The organism is Streptomyces cyaneochromogenes, assembly GCF_003963535.1.
GTDB classification, from domain to species: domain Bacteria; phylum Actinomycetota; class Actinomycetes; order Streptomycetales; family Streptomycetaceae; genus Streptomyces; species Streptomyces shaanxiensis.
This window is the reverse complement of sequence record NZ_CP034539.1, coordinates 3,221,809-3,238,342: the sequence shown is the minus strand read 5'-3', so window position 1 is coordinate 3,238,342 and position 16,534 is coordinate 3,221,809. Positions and strand designations below refer to the sequence as shown.

12 protein-coding genes are annotated in these 16,534 nt (G+C 73.6%); 4 read left to right on the top strand and 8 right to left on the bottom strand.

The genetic code is table 11. The features are described 5' to 3' along the window. The first annotated feature begins 96 nt into the window (after nt 1-96). The 4 genes from EJ357_RS14440 to EJ357_RS14425 are packed head-to-tail and all read left to right on the top strand — an operon-like array spanning nt 97 to nt 6,324. The gene (locus tag EJ357_RS14440) at nt 97-1,374 is read left to right on the top strand and encodes a toll/interleukin-1 receptor domain-containing protein (RefSeq protein WP_126392002.1); all 1,278 of its coding nucleotides are present in this window, start codon (nt 97-99) and stop codon (nt 1,372-1,374) included. Further along, nucleotides 1,371-2,324, top strand: a complete 954-nt coding sequence (locus EJ357_RS48280) for an AAA family ATPase (RefSeq protein WP_175647393.1) — start codon at nt 1,371-1,373, stop codon at nt 2,322-2,324. Before EJ357_RS14440 ends, EJ357_RS48280 begins: the two co-directional genes overlap by 4 nt. Then, nucleotides 2,321-3,334 (top strand): hypothetical protein, encoded by a 1,014-nt coding sequence (locus EJ357_RS14430; protein ID WP_126392001.1) that lies wholly within the window; start codon nt 2,321-2,323, stop codon nt 3,332-3,334. The genes EJ357_RS48280 and EJ357_RS14430 overlap by 4 nt, the downstream gene beginning before the upstream one ends. Further along, nucleotides 3,331-6,324 (top strand): tetratricopeptide repeat protein, encoded by a 2,994-nt coding sequence (locus EJ357_RS14425; RefSeq protein ID WP_126392000.1) that lies wholly within the window; start codon nt 3,331-3,333, stop codon nt 6,322-6,324. Before EJ357_RS14430 ends, EJ357_RS14425 begins: the two co-directional genes overlap by 4 nt. A 290-nt stretch (nt 6,325-6,614) precedes the next feature. Here the strand turns inward: EJ357_RS14425 and EJ357_RS14420 are convergent, their stop codons facing one another. The 8 genes from EJ357_RS14420 to EJ357_RS14385 are packed head-to-tail and all read right to left on the bottom strand — an operon-like array spanning nt 6,615 to nt 16,493. Further along, nucleotides 6,615-7,238, bottom strand: a complete 624-nt coding sequence (locus tag EJ357_RS14420; RefSeq protein WP_407698485.1) for a hypothetical protein — start codon at nt 7,236-7,238, stop codon at nt 6,615-6,617. Then, nucleotides 7,198-8,007 carry an FkbM family methyltransferase gene (locus tag EJ357_RS14415; protein ID WP_126391998.1) on the bottom strand — a complete coding sequence of 270 codons (810 nt, stop codon included), beginning with the start codon at nt 8,005-8,007 and terminating at the stop codon, nt 7,198-7,200. Before EJ357_RS14415 ends, EJ357_RS14420 begins: the two co-directional genes overlap by 41 nt. Further along, on the bottom strand, nt 8,004-8,240 hold the full coding sequence (locus EJ357_RS14410) for a Trm112 family protein (RefSeq protein ID WP_126391997.1): 237 nt from the start codon (nt 8,238-8,240) through the stop codon (nt 8,004-8,006). Before EJ357_RS14410 ends, EJ357_RS14415 begins: the two co-directional genes overlap by 4 nt. Beyond that, a complete protein-coding gene (locus tag EJ357_RS14405) occupies nt 8,237-9,157 on the bottom strand; it encodes a hypothetical protein (protein WP_126399488.1) in 921 nt (306 codons plus the stop codon). Before EJ357_RS14405 ends, EJ357_RS14410 begins: the two co-directional genes overlap by 4 nt. 25 nt (nt 9,158-9,182) lie before the next feature. Further along, nucleotides 9,183-9,920, bottom strand: coding sequence for a class I SAM-dependent methyltransferase (locus EJ357_RS14400; RefSeq protein WP_126391996.1), 738 nt, complete (start codon nt 9,918-9,920; stop codon nt 9,183-9,185). Next, nucleotides 9,917-11,308, bottom strand: coding sequence for a condensation protein (locus tag EJ357_RS14395; protein WP_126391995.1), 1,392 nt, complete (start codon nt 11,306-11,308; stop codon nt 9,917-9,919). The genes EJ357_RS14400 and EJ357_RS14395 overlap by 4 nt, the downstream gene beginning before the upstream one ends. Continuing rightward, nucleotides 11,305-15,771 (bottom strand): DUF3367 domain-containing protein, encoded by a 4,467-nt coding sequence (locus EJ357_RS14390; protein WP_126391994.1) that lies wholly within the window; start codon nt 15,769-15,771, stop codon nt 11,305-11,307. Before EJ357_RS14390 ends, EJ357_RS14395 begins: the two co-directional genes overlap by 4 nt. After that, complete coding sequence (locus EJ357_RS14385; protein WP_126391993.1) at nt 15,768-16,493, bottom strand: class I SAM-dependent methyltransferase; 726 nt, start codon at nt 16,491-16,493, stop codon at nt 15,768-15,770. Before EJ357_RS14385 ends, EJ357_RS14390 begins: the two co-directional genes overlap by 4 nt. Nucleotides 16,494-16,534: the final 41 nt, after the last annotated feature.

Below are 16,534 nucleotides of genomic sequence, written 5' to 3'. Positions count from 1 at the left end.
CGAGTTGACCTATGTCCCGATCACCTGTCAACCTCTCCGTCCTACAGGGGCGGCTGAGTCCCTACTGGGCACGTGCAACAGGGCGGTCAGTGGTCGATGGCGATCACCTTCATCAGTCACAGCTCGGCGGAGACCGAAGAGGATCAGGCGAACGCCGATTCGGTACGGGCCGAACTCATCAAACGGTTGCCGGACCACGGCTGGGAAGTCCTGGTGGACGACCACCTGCCGCCCGGAATGAACTGGCGGTCGGTCCTGTACGGATGGATATCCGACTGTGACGTGGCCGTCGTCCTGGTGAACAGGGACGGGCTCTCGTCGTCGTGGCTCAAGCGCGAGGTCAACATCCTGCTGTGGCGGCAGTCGGTGGGGTCGCCCCTCACCATCGTGCCCGTCCTGCTGAAGGGACTTTCGCCGCGCGAGCTGCGGCGCTCGGAGATATCCCAGCTCGCCGATCTGCAGTGCATCCTGCAGGACGACACGGATGACACGGATGACACGGACGGCGTGGGGGCCACGGGCGGCACAGGCGGCGCGGACGTGGTCTCCCGGATCGTCGAGCGCCTGGGCGGCCTGCGCGTGTGCGCGGACACCTCGGCCATGCGCTCCATGACGGCCAAGATCGAACACTGCCTGGACGGGGTGACCGACCGGTTCACGCTGCGGGCCATGGCCGGCACCCTCGGCGCCGAGGGCGACTGGCGGTTCCCCACCGCCGCGGAGGAGCGCCGCCACATCGCGCACCAGTGCCTGGCGCCGGTGCCGACCCAGAAGGTGCCGGCGGCCGTGAACGACGTCGAGTTCTTCCTCGCGCTGGACCGGCTGAACAAACTCATCACCCTGCTGCTGCCCACCTGGATCGACCCCGTCGGCGTACGCCTGCTGCTCCCCGGCGCCGGCCAGGTGGTCGCCACCCTGGCCGGCGCCTGGACCGACACGGCCCGACAGCACATCCACCGCGCCTCCTGCTTCTCGGGCGGCTACTGGGCCCAGGCGGTCTCCCTGGTGGCGGGCGAGGCACAGGACGAGGAGCACATGGCGGCCTGTCTGACGGCCGTGCGCGCGCTGCTGAAGTCGGACGACGAGAACGACCTGCCCATCGAGGGCGAGGTGCTCTTCCTCGTCCTCGACCCCGCCGGCACCGAACTCGGCGTCGTCGGGCGGCTGGTGCGTACCCTGATCGGGCGGTTCTCCTGGCTCAACGTCATCGTCCTCACGGATCAGGCCGATCCAGTGGACCTGGGCGTCCAGACCGCCCGCACCCTGCACATCCCGCTGCAGCCCGGCGCCGAGCGGCAGGTGGCGCGCACCAGCCGGGCGCTGGGCCACATCCGCGACCGGCACCACGGCCACGGAAAGGACCAGGCGTCGTGACCCCCGAGCCGATCCCGCCGCGACCCACCACGCGCAACGCCCCGGACCGCCCCGACGGCCGGGCCTACGTCGTCCGCGGCGACCTCGACCTGGCCGTCGACGTCGCCCTCGCCACCGGGCGGCCGCTGCTGCTGCGGGGCGATCCGGGCTCCGGCAAGTCGTCGTTCGCGGCGCATGTCGCCTGGCTGAACGGCTGGGCGTACCACGAGCACGTGGTGACCTCCCGCACCCAGGCGCCCGACCTGCTGTGGTCCTTCGACCATGTGCTGAGGCTTGCCGACGCGCAGGCACAGCGGCTCAAGCCCATCGACGCGTATGTGGAACCCGGTGTGCTGTGGAAGGCGTTCGCGCCGCGCTGCGCCCGCGCCCACACCCATCGCGCCCGTTCCCACCGGATGCCCCGGTCCCGTGGACGACGGCCCGTCAGGACGGACTCCACCGACCTGTGCGCCCAGTCCGTCGTACTGATCGACGAGATCGACAAGGCGGACCCCGAACTGCCCAACGGGCTGCTCGTCCCGCTGGGTTCGCGTCGCTTCACCCTCTCCCAGACGGGCCGGGACATCGAACCGGAGGACGACGCCAAGGCGCTCGTGGTGATCACCACCAACGAGCAGCGCGAGCTGCCCGAGGCGTTCCTGCGGCGTTGTCTCGTCGTCAAGCTCGAACACCCCGAACCCGAGGAGCTCGTCGAGGTCGCCCGCACCCATGTGGAGGCCTACGACGGCCCCTTCACCGATGCCGACCTGCTCCTCGCCCAGGATCTCGCGGACCTGGTGCAGGGGCTGCGCGAGGACGCGGAGCGAAGGGCGCACCGCAAGCCCAGCACCGCCGAATTCCTGGACGCCTTCCACGCCTGCCGCAAGATGGGCATCCGGGTCGAGGACAGTGACGAGCGCTGGCGGACGCTGCGCCGGATGGCGCTGCTGAAGCAGGACAACGTGGCGTGAGCGCACACGTCCCCCAGATCTGTGTGGCCGACCTGGCCAGAGCCCTGGACGCGGTGGGCGCCGACCCCGTCCGGCAGTACCGGGTCGCCCGGATGCTCGGCTTCGGCCACGGGCCACCGCCGCCCGGACCACGGCCGGATCCGGCGATCGGCCCGCCCGCGCACGTCCCGCAGGCCGAGGACGCGCCGCTCCTCCCGCCCGCCCGCCTCCCCGGCGCGGCCGCCGTCCCTCCCGAACCACCGCCACCGCCCCTCGACCCGGGCCGGTACGAGGGACGGCCCCGCCCGGCCGGCCTGCCCGTGCTGGAACCCGTCGACCACGATGCCCCCGACCCCACCGACTGGACGGCCGTCCCCTTCCTCGACCAGGTGACCGACCGTCATCTCACCGCCCGGCCACCGCTGGAGCCGCTGCTCACCGAGCGGTCCTCCACGGCGATCCTCAACGCCGCCCTGACCACCTTGGTCCGCGACGACGGCGAACCGGACATCGACGCCCTCGTCGAGGCCTTCGCCCGGGGCATCCCCCTCACCCGACTGCCGCGGGCGCCCCGCCCCACGCTCCGCTTCGGAGTGCAGGTCCTGGTCGACCGGGGCGACGGCATGCAGCCGTACCGGCGTGACCAGCAGGAACTCGCCCGCCGGATCACCGGTCTGGTCGGGGCCGAACTCACCCAGATCCGCTACTTCGCCGACGCGCCGAACCGGGGCACGGGCCCGGCCTCCCCGCGCACCTGGCAGCCGTACCGGCCGCCCAGTCCGGGAACCCGGGTCCTGGTCGTCTCCGACCTCGGCGTCGGCGGGCCCGTCCTGCATCCGCGGCGCGCCTCGGTCGCCGAGTGGTACCAGGTGTTCCACGAGATCGTCCGGGCCGGGTGCACGGTCCTGGCGCTGGTGCCCTACCCGGTCGCCCGGGTGCCCGCGGAGCTGACGCCGCTGCTGTCCGCCCTCACCTGGGACCGGACGACGACGGTGAGCACGGTCGCCGCGCTGGTGGGGCGCCGGCGGTGACCGTGACACGCGACCGACAGGCCGTCGACGCGGTCGAGAAGCTGGCGACCGCGCTCAGCGTGGCGGTGCGCGTGGAGCCCGAACTGATCCGGGCGGTGCGGTTGGAGCTGTTCCCGCGGCTCGGCGTGGAGACCGAGTCCGACCTGTGGTTCAGCGGACTCGTCCGGTCCCAGGGGCCCACCGGCCTCGTCTTCGACACCGGTGAACGCCACCGGCTGCAACGTCGCCTGGAGCGATGGCTGCGGCAGCAGCAGCCGGACGCCCCGGTCCACTCCCTGTGGCGCGTCATCCGTCACGTGCACGCCGACCTCTCCCCGGCCCTCCTGCTGGAGGAACAGGTCACCTGGCTCGCCGTGACCGGACGGCGCGGTGAGATCGACGACGCCCTGGCCCCGGCGCTCAAGGCGATCACCCAGGAGAACCGGAACGGCCTTCGGCAGTGGCTGGCCTCGGCCTGGGACCGGCTGCCGCAGGCGGTCCGGGACTCGCCCACGGGCTGGCAGCTCGCCCAGACCGCCCGCCCCCGCTTCCCGGCCCGGCGCTTCCCGTTCGGCGTGGAACGTGCCCCGCTGCCCGCCCGGCGGCTCGGCGATCTCGCCCGCGTCCTCGACGACATCCTGATCACCGTGCGCCGGGTCGGCGACGAGCTGGAGATCGACGGGCGGCCGGTCGAACCCGAGGCCGCCACCGAGGCGCCGCCGGGCACCTACGGGCTCCCCGTACCCGACACGGCACCGCGTGTGCTGACCCTGCTGGCCGGCGGCTCACGCGAGCGGGACGAGGACCTGTCCGTGCCGGAGGCCTGGCAGATCCGCGTCCACGTCGGTCCCGGACCGGTCCTGCTGCGCAGCGCACGCGGCCAGGTGTACCGGCTGCCGGAGCGGGCCGCACCGGTGCGCGGCGCGGGACCGGCCGGGCGGTTCCTCGGGATCTCGGTCGCCCGCTACGAGCACGAACAGCTGCCCCCGCTCGACCACTCGCCCGACCTGTGCCGCGAGGTGGGGTCCGCGTTCGGCGACACCTACGCGAAGGAGTTCCTGTCCGACCCGTCCCTCGCGGCCGTCACCGAGCGGCTCGCGCGGCTGTCGGCGCGGCGGCACGACGGGCCGCTGGTGGTGTACGTCCGCGGGTACGCCCTCCCCGGCACGGGCGGTCCGCACCTCGCCTTCCGCGACAGCGATCCCGAACGACCGGACACCGTCCTGACCGGCGAGGACCTCTTCCGTCTCGCCACCGCCTCGGGCGCCGACCAGGTACTCGTCCTGCTCGACACCGTACGGCCGCCGGACAGCGGCACCGACTGGGGCTATCCGCCGCTGTCCATGGAGCTGAGAGCGGCGAGCTGGACGGGCCAGATCTCCGTCCTCGTGCCCCATGACACCGGCTGGGACAGGCTGTTCGGCACCTGGCTGGTACGGCTGCTGCGGCGCGGCCCGGACGCCGGGCCCCAGGGCTGGGGCTGGTCACCCCGGGACCGGTACATCACCGGTGGGGAACTCATGCGTGCCGTCGCCGTCGACTGGCCGGGCGAGTATCCGTCGACGCCGCGCAACTACGCCATAGGTGTGCCGCGCGAGCTGCTGGCCAACCCCCGCTACGCCCTGCGGGACTTCCCGGACCACCTGAACCCCGCCGACTTCGGGGAGGCCTACGCGCAGGAGGCCGCCGCGTTCCTCGGCGAGGTGATCAGGGACAGCGCCGGCTCGCCCGAGGACCGCGAGCGCGCCGTGTCCAACATGCTGCTGCTGGGCCCGGACCGGGGTGTCGAGGCCGCCGTCGCCCTGGACGACCTGGCGGAACGATTCGCGGCGGTGGGTCGCCGGGCCGACGCCGCCGCCGCGCACCAGCACGCGATCGACCTGCTCCGGCCGCTCACCGAGCAGCGGCCCGACAGCGCGTGGCCGGCCCTGGGGTCCGCGCTGTACGGCCTCGCCGGCCGGCTCGCCGAGGCCTACCGGTGGGCGGAGGCGCGGCCGTTCGCCGAGGAGGCGGTGGCCCTGCGCCGCCGCCTCGCCGACACCCGGCCGGACCAGCGGCCCCGGCTGGCCGAGAGCCTGCACCTGTGGTCCCTCGTGCTGCGGGGCGCCGGCCTGCACCAGGCGGCCCTGGAGGCGGCCGTCGAGGCGGCGGACCTGTTCGGCCGGCTCACCGTCGACGATCCGCAGGCGCACCGTTCGGCACTGGCCGTCTGCCTCGGCAGCCTCGCCAACCGCTACGGCGAGGTCGGCCTTCCCCAGCACGCCCTGACGGTCGCGGTCCAGGCGGAGGTCATCCGGCGGGCGCAGGCCGAGTCGGACCCGGACGCCCGCGCCGACCTGGCCCGCAGCCTGCACGTGCGCTGGTACTGGGAGCGCCACCTCGGGCACACGGCCACGGCACACACCACGATGACCGAGTGCGTGAGGCTGCGACGGGAACTGGCCGCGCGGCACCCCGGGACGCACCGCCCGAAGTACGCGGAGAGCCTCAACTGCCTCGCCGTCAGCCTCGCGGACCTGGGTCACATCGACCGCGCGATGGTCCCCGCCCGCGAGGCCGTCTCGATCTACCGGGAACTGGTCGCCGGGGGCGCCGTCGACCTCCGCCAACCCCTCGCCCGCACCCAGCGCAACCTCTCCCTCTGGCTGGGCGCCCTCGGCCGGCCCGCCGAGGCGGTGTCGGCGGCGTCCGACGCGGTGAGCCACTACCGCGAGCTGGAGGCCGAGCAGAGGGGCCTGCACCGCGCCGACCTGGCGGACTCCCTGGAGATGTGGTCCGGGGCCCTGGACCAGCTCGGCGAAGGCAGACCGAGGGCGCTGGACGCGGCCCGCCAGGCGGTCGTGCTCTACCGCGAACTCTTCGCCGCCGAACCGGACAAGTACCGCCGGGCCCTGGCCCGCAGCGTCAACACCCTGTCCATCCGCCTGGACGCGCTCGGCCGCCACCAGGAGGCGGCACGCCTGCGCGCGGAGGTACGCGACATCGTCTCCGGCACGTGGCCCCCGTTCTGACCACCCATGACCACCGGCGCCCACGCCCGGCTACGGGGCCGACCCCCGCTGGCTGCGGCGCGGTCCGCCCTGGTTCCGCCGGGCCGACCGGCCACCCGTGACCGTCCGTGAGGGGGGGGCTGACCGCCTCCGTCTGCGGGGCCGTCTGCCTCCGACCACCGGGCCGCCCGCCTCCGTCTGCGAGGCCGACCGCCTCCGACCACCGGGCCGCCCGCCTCCGACTGCGGGCCCTTCCGCCTCCTCCGCGGGGCGGTCCGCCCGTGTATTGCCGAGTCGACCCCGCCCCCGAACTACCGGACCGCCACCCTCTGCAACAACCCCCACGTGAACTCGGCCACCACCTCCCGCCGTACGCCCTCCCCGTCCGGCGCGGTGAACGCCAGCCCCCATCGCGTCGGGGCCGTGCCCTCCAGGGGGCGGGCGGGGGCGAAGGCGTGGGCCGCCTCGTCGACCGTGCAGGACCAGGGGGTGAGGTCGGCGAGGGTGCGCAGGGTCGGGGTTCCGGCGTCGGGGGCGCGGACCAGCCACTCGTTCCACACCGCGCCGTTCGGGGCGAGCAGTACCTCGAAGCGCAGGTCGGGCCAGAGCGGGACCGGCCACAGCCACGCCTCGCACTGCAGGTCGCCGACCTTGCGGGTGACGACGGACTCGGGCGCGCCCAGTACCGACCGGTACCGGGAGGCGGCCCCGCGCGCCCGCGGGGAGCGGACCATCGCCTGCCACCGCTTGTTCGCCTCGCGCATCTCGGCGAGGGAGACGCCCAGTTGACGGCGGGCGTCGTCCACCAGGTCCGGATTGTGGTCGGCCATGCGGCGCAGCAGCACCAGCTGGAAGTCGAGCGGGGTGAACGGGCCGACGGGGTTCGTTCCGCCGCTAGCGGGGTGTTCTGCGGATCCGGAGGGCATGCTGCCCATCGTCGCCGATCGGGCGGCGGCCGTCGGGGAGAAAGAGCACCGAGTTGACGTACCGCGGCCGCCGGAAGGGCAGGACCCGGCGCAGCAGGCCCTGGGTGACGACGTACGAGGTCTCCGCCTGGTGGTCCTCCAGCGGGAAGCGGCTCAGGGGCACCCAGTCGCGGCCGGGCAGCACCCAGCCGTCGTAGCCGAGCAGGGAGAGATACGTCACCACCGGGCCGATCGGCTGGATACGGGACTCCAGCTCGATGAACAGGGCGGGCCGGTCACGCGCCAGGACGCCGGTCGCGCCACGCAGCACCGCGAGCTCGCTGCCGTCCACGTCGACCTTGACGAACCCGACGTCCTTGAGGCCGAGTTCGTCCAGGGTGACACAGCTGACCGGCAGTGCCGTGGCGTGGATGTCCCGGCGGACCAGGGAGGACACCCCCCGGTCGCCCGCGTCGTGCGGCGGCAGCCAGAGCCGGGCCGCGCCGGGCCGCTCGGCCGCCGCGGCCTGCACGATCCGGACGTTGGGCGGGGCCGTCGCCGCCAGGAGCCGCGCCAGATGCGGGACCGGTTCGACGGTCACCACCCGCCGTGCCCGTCTCGACAGCCGCCGCGTCCACGGGCCGTACCAGCCGCCGACGTCCACGGCCGTCCCGCACCCGGCGGGGCACAGCTCGGCCAGCCGGGCCAGCTCCGGTTCGAAGCGCGGGTACACGGCCCGGGCGACGGCGGCGACCAGGCGGGTGGGCAGCAGCGGGGCGATGTGCGCGGCCAGGGTCATGGGGCCATCCGTTTGAGGAGTTCCTCGTGTTCGTCGTCGGAGACCTGCTCACCGGAGGCCGGCAGCAGCTGCGGGATGCCGTCGACGATCGGGTAACGGCGGTGCAGGCGCGGGTTGTACAGCGCCTCGGCCGCCCCTTCCGCCTCGGCGGGGGTATCCGGTACGACGAGGTGCAGCGGGCCCTTGTCGAGGGGGCACGCCAGGATCCGCAGCAGTGGGTCGTCGGGTTTCATGGTGGTGTCAACTCCTTGGCACCGATGGGGGGTTGAGGAGAAGCGGGTGCGGGACGGCGGTCGTGGCGCGGCATCGACAGCAGTACGGCGACGGCGAGCGCCGTCCCCGCGACCCGCAGCGCCAGCCGCAGCGGGTCCTCGGGCAGCGCCTCGCCGAACGACAGCGTGCCGAGCACGGCCGTGTAGAGGCAGGTCACCGTCGTGCACACCGGCACGATCAGCGAGGCCCGGCAGCGTTGCAGCGCCGCCTGCGACATGACCAGCCCGAACGCGCCGGTGAAGAGGAGGAGATACGGGTACGGCGAGCGGAGCAGATCCAGCAGCGCGCCGCCGATCCCGCTCGTCGTCAGGTGGCTCGACACGCCCTTGATGGCCAGCGAGCTCACCCCGTAGAGCAGCCCCACCGCCACGCCGTACTCGACGCCGGTCGTCGGCAGCCGGTGCCGGTGCCGGGTCCTGCGCTCGGCGGAGTTGTACAGCCACACGCCCGCCGCCAGCGACGGCACGCACACCAGCAGGATCAGCGGATACGGGGCGCCCTGGCTCACGCTCTCCGAGCCCTCGCGCAGCGACAGCACGACCATCAGCAGCGCGGCGAGGATCGCCGCGAGCGCGTACCGCTCCCGCCCGCTGGTCTCCTCGCCCAGCAGCCGCGCGGAGAGCAGCACCAGGAGGACGAGCCCGGAGACGAAGATGCCCTGCGCGGCGGCGATCGGCAGGGTGCGGTAGACCACGAGCTGTGCCCCGAACCCGGCGGCCAGGGAGAGCGAGCCGCCGATCCACAGCGGGCTGCCGATCACCAGCCGCAGCAGCCGGGCGGGTTGCCGGACGGTCACCTCCGGGAGTGAGCCGAGCGCCCGTTTCTCCAGGACGAAACCGAGGCTGTACAGCGTGTTCGCCAGCAGGGCCGCGGCCACTCCCCACCACATCGGTCCACCCCCCCTAGGTCCGTCGTGCGTGCAGCAGCAGGATCGACGCGAGCGACGGCCTGGCGCAGGCCAGCCGGTCGAGGGGCCGCAGCGGGCGCGGTACGCCGTGGAAGGGGGCGCCCGCGAGGCGTACGACCTCGAAGCCGGACGCGGCCACGAACTCGCGCAGCGCACGGGCGGTGTAGAGCCGCAGATGCCCCACGACCTCTTTTCCGGGCCGGCCGTGGATCCCGCGCAGGCTGACCTCCGAGAACACCGGCTGCACCCCGGCCAGCAGCAGGCCGCGGTTGTACCAGGCGGCCAGGTTCGGCGTGGAGAGCATCAGATGGCCGCCGGGGCGCAGCACCCGGCGTATCTCGTCCAGCGCGGCGTCCGGGTCGACCAGGTGCTCGATCACCTCGCTGAACAGCACGGCGTCGGCGGACCCGGACCGCAGCGGCAGCCCGCCGCCGGTGAGTTCACCGCGCACGGCGTACGGGATCCGGGTGCGGGCCCGGCGCAGGGCGTCCTGGGACCAGTCGACGCCGACGATGCGGTGGCCGGGGAGGAAGGGGGCGGCGGTGCCCGCGGCGGTTCCGTCGCCGCAGCCGATGTCGAGGATCGTGCGCGTCCCTTCGGCGGACGCCGGGCCCAGGGCCTCGGCCAGCATGCGGGCCTGGCGGCGGCTGCGGGGGGTGCCGGAGGCGACGGGCACGGCTGGGTTCTCGTAGAAGTCGCGCAGTTCGGGGGGTTTCACGGGGGAGGTCGTCACGGGGTCACCTCCGTGGTGTGCAGGTAGTGCTCGAAGAGGTCCCTGAGGTGGGCGCCGTCGCCGTGGCTCAGCAGGGCCCGCGACCAGCGCAGCGCGAGGTGCAGGCGGCCCGCCGTGGAGGCCGTGGTGACGGTGAGGCCGCGGGGCATCCGGGCGGGCGCCGAGAACCACACGGCGTGCGCCCGGCCGCCCTCCTCGCCGAAGTCCAGGGGGTACGGGATACGGCCGATGTTGCTGAGGAGGGTCGTCGAGGTCCAGGGCGCGGCGGCTCTGCGCAGGCCGCGGGTGAGGGCGGCACGCACGGAGACGGGGGCCCAGGGGGCGGTGAGAAGGGAGGCGCCGTGGCCGAGTTGGGGGCGGGGGAGGGACTTGAGGGCGCGGGTGCGGGTGGCCGTGCGGTGCAGGAGGGCGGGCATGTCGGCCGGGGCGTGGGCGGCCAACTCCTCGGGAGTGAAGGGGACTTCGACCAGGCGGGTGCCGTTGCCGATGGGCATGGTGGCGTCGCGGGGGCGGTCGTCCACGGGCATGGTGATGCGCAGGGGGCGTGGGTCGGCGCCGTGCTCTCTGTTCCAGTGGGCGATGGTCAGGGCCGTGGTGACCATGAGCTGGTCGTTGACCGTGTAGGGGGAGCCCTTGGGGCGGTGGGGGAGGGGGAGCTCGGTGACGAGCATGCCGTTGCCGGGGGAGGGTTCGGGCGTACCGGGGGCCACCCGGGCGGGGGGTGACCAGTTGGAGGGGGTGGCTTCGGGGAGCTCCGGGGTCTCGGAGGCCGTGCGGACGGGGGGTGCGGCGGGGGAGTTGTCCTTGCCGCTGTAGAGCTCGGCGGCGGTGGCGAGGACGCGGAGGCAGGCGGGGCCGTCGAGGGCGGTGTGGTTGATGGTGAGGAAGAGGACGGTTCCCTGTGCCGGGCGTGGCCGTGGACCGTCGGCTCCGCGCAGCCGCACACCTACGGCATCGGTCGCCTCGCTCCCCTCGACCGCCCCCGCCCCCTCCACGACCTCCAACCGGATCGGCGGCGACAAGGACAACGGCGGCGCCTCCGTCAGCGCCCGGGTCCGCGCATCCCGCAACGCGTCCTTCCCCGGCGCCGGAAAGCCCACCACCTCCACGTCCGGCTCCGCCGTCAGCTCCCACTCGTACCGGCGCCGGTACCACTGCCTCGGCGCCTCCCGCATGAGGATCCGCGGATGCCGGCGCAGCGCCTCGGTGAAGGCCGTACGCAGTCGCCCCGCGTCCAGCCGCCCCGGCAGATGGACCTCGATGTGGACCGTCTCCGGCTCCTCCTGCTGGAGGCAGTGCCGGGCGACCTCGTCCACGACGGGGAACGGGACACGGACCGGCGGCCGAAGCGGCCCCCCGGCGCGTGCGGGCTGCTGCAGTGCGGTCATGTGGCTGTGCCCTTCCCGGTGTCACCGCTGTCGTCGGACGCGGGAGCGTCCTCGGGCCCGGTCGCCCGGTGTCGCGGACTGCCGGGCGCGATCCGCGCGGTCGGCGGATCCGCCTCCGCTCCGCCCGGGCCGCGCGCGGAGACGGTCGGCCCCGAGTCTGGCGGCGGGGCAGTCGGACCGGAGCGCTCGGAAGGCCCAGGGGCTCCGGGGCCCTCGGGCGGCTCGGTCCCCAGCGGACTGCGCCCCCGCTCCCGGTGCGGCAACGGCCGCGTCGGCGCTTCCGGCGGGCCGCCGGCCGAGGCGCCACCTCCGGAAACCGGCGGCAGGAGGGCCGCTCCGACCGCCCCTTCCCGCTCCCGCACACTCACCACACCCGCGAACAGGCCGACCAGCGCGAGCAGTTGGGCGGCCCGCCCGAAGGCGCCCTCCCCGACTCCCACCGGCTCTCCGGCCCCGACCGCCGCGGCGACCCCCGCACCCGCGAGGGCCACGAACGCGAGGGGCACCAGCAGCGCATGCCTCAGCCACGCCACCACCGCCAGCGCCGGCACCAGCAGCGCGAACCACCCGGCGATGAACACCGCCACCACCGTCACGGCCACCGTGCCCAGCCACAGCCCCGGCAGCGGCGGAGCGGCCTGCGGCTCGTCGGGGTTCGGGGCGCGCCGGCGCCACAGCACCAGCCCGGCCAGCAGCGCGAGCGCGACCGCACTGCCGATCAGCCCGCCCTCGTAGGTCACCGCGGGCTCGTACGACAGCTCGACGGTGCCACCGGCGCCCGCCGGGATCCGCCAGCCCTGCTGCCAGCCGTCCAGCCGTACCGGCGTCAGTTCCTCGCCGTTCAGCGTGGCGCGCCAGCCGTCGTTGAAGTTCTCGTACATCGTCAGGTAGCTCGCCGCTCCCGACCCGACGGTCACCGCGCGCCGGTCTCCGAGCCAGTCCCGGATCCCCAGCTCACGTGCGGCCGTCGAGGCCTCGGCGACCGTGCCGCGGGTCAGCGTCACGTCGGTGAGCACGAGGGGCCCGCCGTCCCCGCCCTCGACCTGATGGTCACCGGCGCTCAGCTGCAACTCGGCGTCGTCGCGCCCACGCTGACAGAGCGTCACGTCGACCCGTCGTCGCTCCACGAGATCCCGTACGGTCCCCCGCACGCTCGTCTCGTACAGCTCCCCGTCCACCGACACCACCGGCCCCTTCCCGCACGCGAGCGAGAACGGCCGGGTGTCCCTCGGCTTCGGGGTCCGGTACTGGTCGAGGGCCGGGACGTAGGCCTCGGTCAGGCCCACGGGCAGTTGCAGGTCCTCGCCCACCATCGGGTTGTAGAGGGTCAGGGGCGCGGTCTGGGTGATCGTGATGTCCAGGCGGTCGGTGGTGATCGGCGGGAAGCGGACCACGCCGTTCTCGTCGACGCCCGCGATGGCCGCGCCGTCCGGGGAGCTGATGTGCACCTCGGTCGGACGGGTGGACAGCCCGCCGGCCGGCGCGAGCACGACCTCTCCCACCGCCTGCTTCCCGGGCCAGTTGAGGTGGATGGTCGGCCGGTCGCCCGCGATCCACGCCGTGGTCAGGTCGCCGTCGGTGAGGTTGCGCGGCGACAGGCCGGCCCCCAGCCGTGCCGTGGAGTCGGCGGTCGCGACGATCCGGTTCCGCTGGTCCGGCGCCACCTCGTACAGCAGCTTGTCCAGTGCCTCGCTCGGCACCGGCACGGCGCTCGCCCGCATCTCGTACGTCCCCGCCGTGGACGTGGTGAAGCGCCGGTGCAGGCCGGCCTCCGTGCCCGTCGGGGAGAGCCCGGTGGGGTCGGCCGTACGGGACAGCGAGACGATCTCGGCGGCCGCGCCGGAGTCCTTGGCGTCGGTGGGCAGGCGCAGCAGCCGGGTCACCTGCACGTCCGGCAGGTCGATCTCGGAGAACCCGGCTCCGGTCAGCCCGGCCCGCCGGGACACGGAGTCCGTGATCGTCAGCTTCATCCAACCGGTCGCGCCCGCAGGCGCCTTGACGGTCTGTGCGCTGCCGTCCGGCCGCAGGAAGGAGTTCACCGACCCCTTCTCCGTCTCCACCCGCACCCGCGTCGGCGCCTCCCGCACACCCTCCTGGGGCAGCGGCGTGACCTTGAACGACGACGGCATGTCGTACGACCCGCCCGTGAACGCGATCCGCAGCCACTCCCCGTCCGGCGACCCGTCCGAGCCCTCGGTCCAGGCCGTGTCCGGGTTGCCGTCGAAGGCGTTGACCGGGTCGAACTGCGGAAGATGGAAGAGCCAGCTGCCGTACGACGACGCCGTCACCGACCGCGCCCCGCGCAGCTCGGCGACCGTCTGGTGGCCGAGGCCGGTGGTGGGCAGGATCTGGTGCGGTTTCTCGCCCGCGTCCTGGGCGGCGTCGGGCGCGTTGCGCTCGTCGCGCGTGTACGTGTACGACGTGCCCGCGTTGATCAGCCCGAACCGGGTGTCCGCGCGCCGCAGCCCGTCACCGACCACCTGCACCGGCGGTGAGCCCAGGCCGGGATGGTTGTCGCCGGTCAACACGCTTGCCCTGCCCCGCAGTTCGGACGCCTGCGGCAGCAGCGCCTCCGGACCGCCGGAGACGACGGCCGTGTCGGCGACCGGCTGCAGCCCGGCCTGGTGCGGGCGTGGCACGTCCGCGCTCACCGGCTTGTAGATCTCCACCGCCCGCTGCCGCGGATACAGCCCCTCCACCTGCAGCGGGGTGTCCGGGGCGATCGTCCCGACGGTCATGACCGGCCCGAGGCCCGTCACCCGCTCGTACCCGGACTGTTCGAGGGTCCGCTGCACCGTCGTCGTGGGGACCTGCCCGATCTGCTCGGGATCGAGGTCGTTGCGGACGACGACGTAGTAGATGCCCGCCCGGCTCAGGTAGTCGGCCAGCCCCGGCACTTGGCCGCCGCTGGTCAGCGCCTGCTCGACGGCGTCCATGGCGCGCCGGTTGCCGGGAGTGCCGAAGGGGACGTAGTCGCGCTGGGCCCAGCGCGAGTCGGCCACGACGTCGAGGGGCTGGTCGATGGTGGAGCCCCAGGTGTAGATGCCGTGCGCGGTCGCGGGGGCGACGAGGGCGCGGGCGTCGGGGGAGTACTTCTCCAGCCAGTCGGCCGTGGCCTGCCAGTACTTGGGGATCTCCTTGAAGGACCCGGGGTTGAGGATCGAGCCGTTGAGATACGGCCACATCAGACCGGGGAGGATGAGAACCGCCGCGATCAGCGGGGCGAACCGCCGCCCCGGCACGCGCCGGGCCCCACGCGCCTCGGCCGCCACACCCACCAGGTGGGCGATCCCGAGCGCGAGCGCCAGGGCGAGCCCGGTCTGGAACTTGTAGATGTTCCGGAAGGGGACGAGTCCGCCGTCCAGCCAGTCCTGTACGACCCCGTGGAAGGGTGCGCCGAACGCCCCGCCGTACCCGGCGAGCAGGATCAGCGCGACGGTCACCACGGTCAGCACCAGCCACCGTCGCTCCGGCATGTCCCGCCGGGCCAGCCCCGCGAGGCCCAGTCCGGCCGCCAGTGCCGAGCAGACGATCACGACGACGGAGGCGGCGACGGTCCAGCCGGCGGGCAGCCAGGCCTCCCCGAAGTGCAGATAGGCGACCCAGTTCCCGGCCCCGCGCAGGGCCTCGGTCGCCGACATGGTCTCCGTGGTGGTCTGCGAATTCTCCACATACGGAAGGAAGTTCTCGCCGTAGGTGCCGAGGAGCAGAAGCGGGATGACCCACCAGGCGGTGGCCAGAATCACCCCGGGCACCCACCACGCGATCAGCTTCCGCTGCCGTGGCCCGGCCGGGCGGGACAGCAGGTACAGCCCTACGGGAAGCAGCGAGGCCAGCGTGGAGGCGGCGTTGACGCCACCCATGAACGGGATGATCAGCGCCGACCGCAGGGCGGCGACCCGCGCGGCGTACCGCTCATCGGTCAGCGGCAGCAGCACCCACGGCAGAAACGCACCCGGCAGCGCTGCGGCGGACGTGGACCCCACGACGATGGTGAAGACGGGCCACAACGCGTAGACGACCGCGCCCACCAGCCGCGACCCCCCGCTGCCCACCCGCAGCCGCTCGGCCAGCCGCAGCGCACCCCAGAAGGCGACGGACACGATCAGCGACAGCCACAACCGCTCCGCGAGCCACACCGGCAGCCGTACGACGTCGGCCAGCCAGTAGAACGGCAGCATCGGCCACAGATAGCCCGAGTACTGGTTCTGGATCCCGCCGAAGCTGCCCTCGTCCTGCCACAACTGGCCGAGATCGGCGAAGAACTGCCCCGGATCGACCGTCACACCCAGCTTGGTGTCGAACGTCTGCTGCCCCGGCTGCACCGCCAGCAACAGCACGAACACCACGGCCCAGAACCCCAGCAGCCAGCGCCGCGACCGAGGACCCTCCGGGGGCCCCGAGGCGGGCGCGGAGGTGGGCACGGCTGCCGGGGGAGGAGCCTGGACCGTGGTCGTCGTCATGGTGGGCACCGCCTGAGGATGAGGAGGAGGTTCCAGGTGGCGAACTCGCGTATGCCGGGCGCCTTGACGACGGTCTCCGCGAGGAACGGCCAGTAGCGGGAGCGTGCCGACACGACCTCGACGTCGTCGCGGGCGCGGACCTGCCGCAGGGTGGCACCGATGTGCACGGCGAAGAGGTTCTCGCCGAGGGTGTGCTTGGCGTCCCGTCCGGTACGCCGCCGATAGCGAGCACGGGCCCGCTCGGCACCGAGGTAGTGCCAGGGGGCCCACTCATGGCCGCCCCAGGGGGACAGCCAGTTGGTGAACGACACGTAGATCAGCCCACCGGGCCGAGTGACCCGCGCCAGTTCACTCAGGAAGGTCTCCGGATCGGCCACGTGCTCCAGCACGTTGGAGGAGAAGGTGACGTCGGCGACTCCGTCGCGCAGGGGCAGCAGATACCCGTCGGCGACGACGGCTCCGTCGGGAGGCTTCTCGCCGATCTCTGCCAGGTCCGGCTCGAAGAGATAGGCATGCGCACCGCGCCGCCGGAACTCCTCGGTGAAGTACCCACTACCCCCACCGACGTCCACGACGGTACGCCCGGCGACGGGCCCGTCGTAGGCCTCGACCTGATCGGCGGCATCACGGGCGAGCAGCGAGTAACAGGCTTCGGGATCGTCCTGCTCATGCAGGAAGGCCCGAAAGAGGGCAAGGGACCGCCGAAAGGAGGGGTCCTTCATGTCCCCGGGCGGTGGAGCGCCCCGAAAGGGACGCGGGGCTG

Bases quoted from the DNA above. Each gene is read 5' to 3' on its own strand.
- EJ357_RS14440 (WP_126392002.1), top strand. From the start codon at position 97: ATGGCGATCACCTTCATCAGTCACAGCTCGGCGGAGACCGAAGAGGAT.
- EJ357_RS14420 (WP_407698485.1), bottom strand. From the start codon at position 7,238: ATGGGCAGCATGCCCTCCGGATCCGCAGAACACCCCGCTAGCGGCGGA.
- EJ357_RS14415 (WP_126391998.1), bottom strand. From the start codon at position 8,007: ATGACCCTGGCCGCGCACATCGCCCCGCTGCTGCCCACCCGCCTGGTC.
- EJ357_RS14410 (WP_126391997.1), bottom strand. From the start codon at position 8,240: ATGAAACCCGACGACCCACTGCTGCGGATCCTGGCGTGCCCCCTCGAC.
- EJ357_RS14395 (WP_126391995.1), bottom strand. From the start codon at position 11,308: ATGACCGCACTGCAGCAGCCCGCACGCGCCGGGGGGCCGCTTCGGCCG.
- EJ357_RS14390 (WP_126391994.1), bottom strand. From the start codon at position 15,771: ATGACGACGACCACGGTCCAGGCTCCTCCCCCGGCAGCCGTGCCCACC.
- EJ357_RS14385 (WP_126391993.1), bottom strand. From the start codon at position 16,493: ATGAAGGACCCCTCCTTTCGGCGGTCCCTTGCCCTCTTTCGGGCCTTC.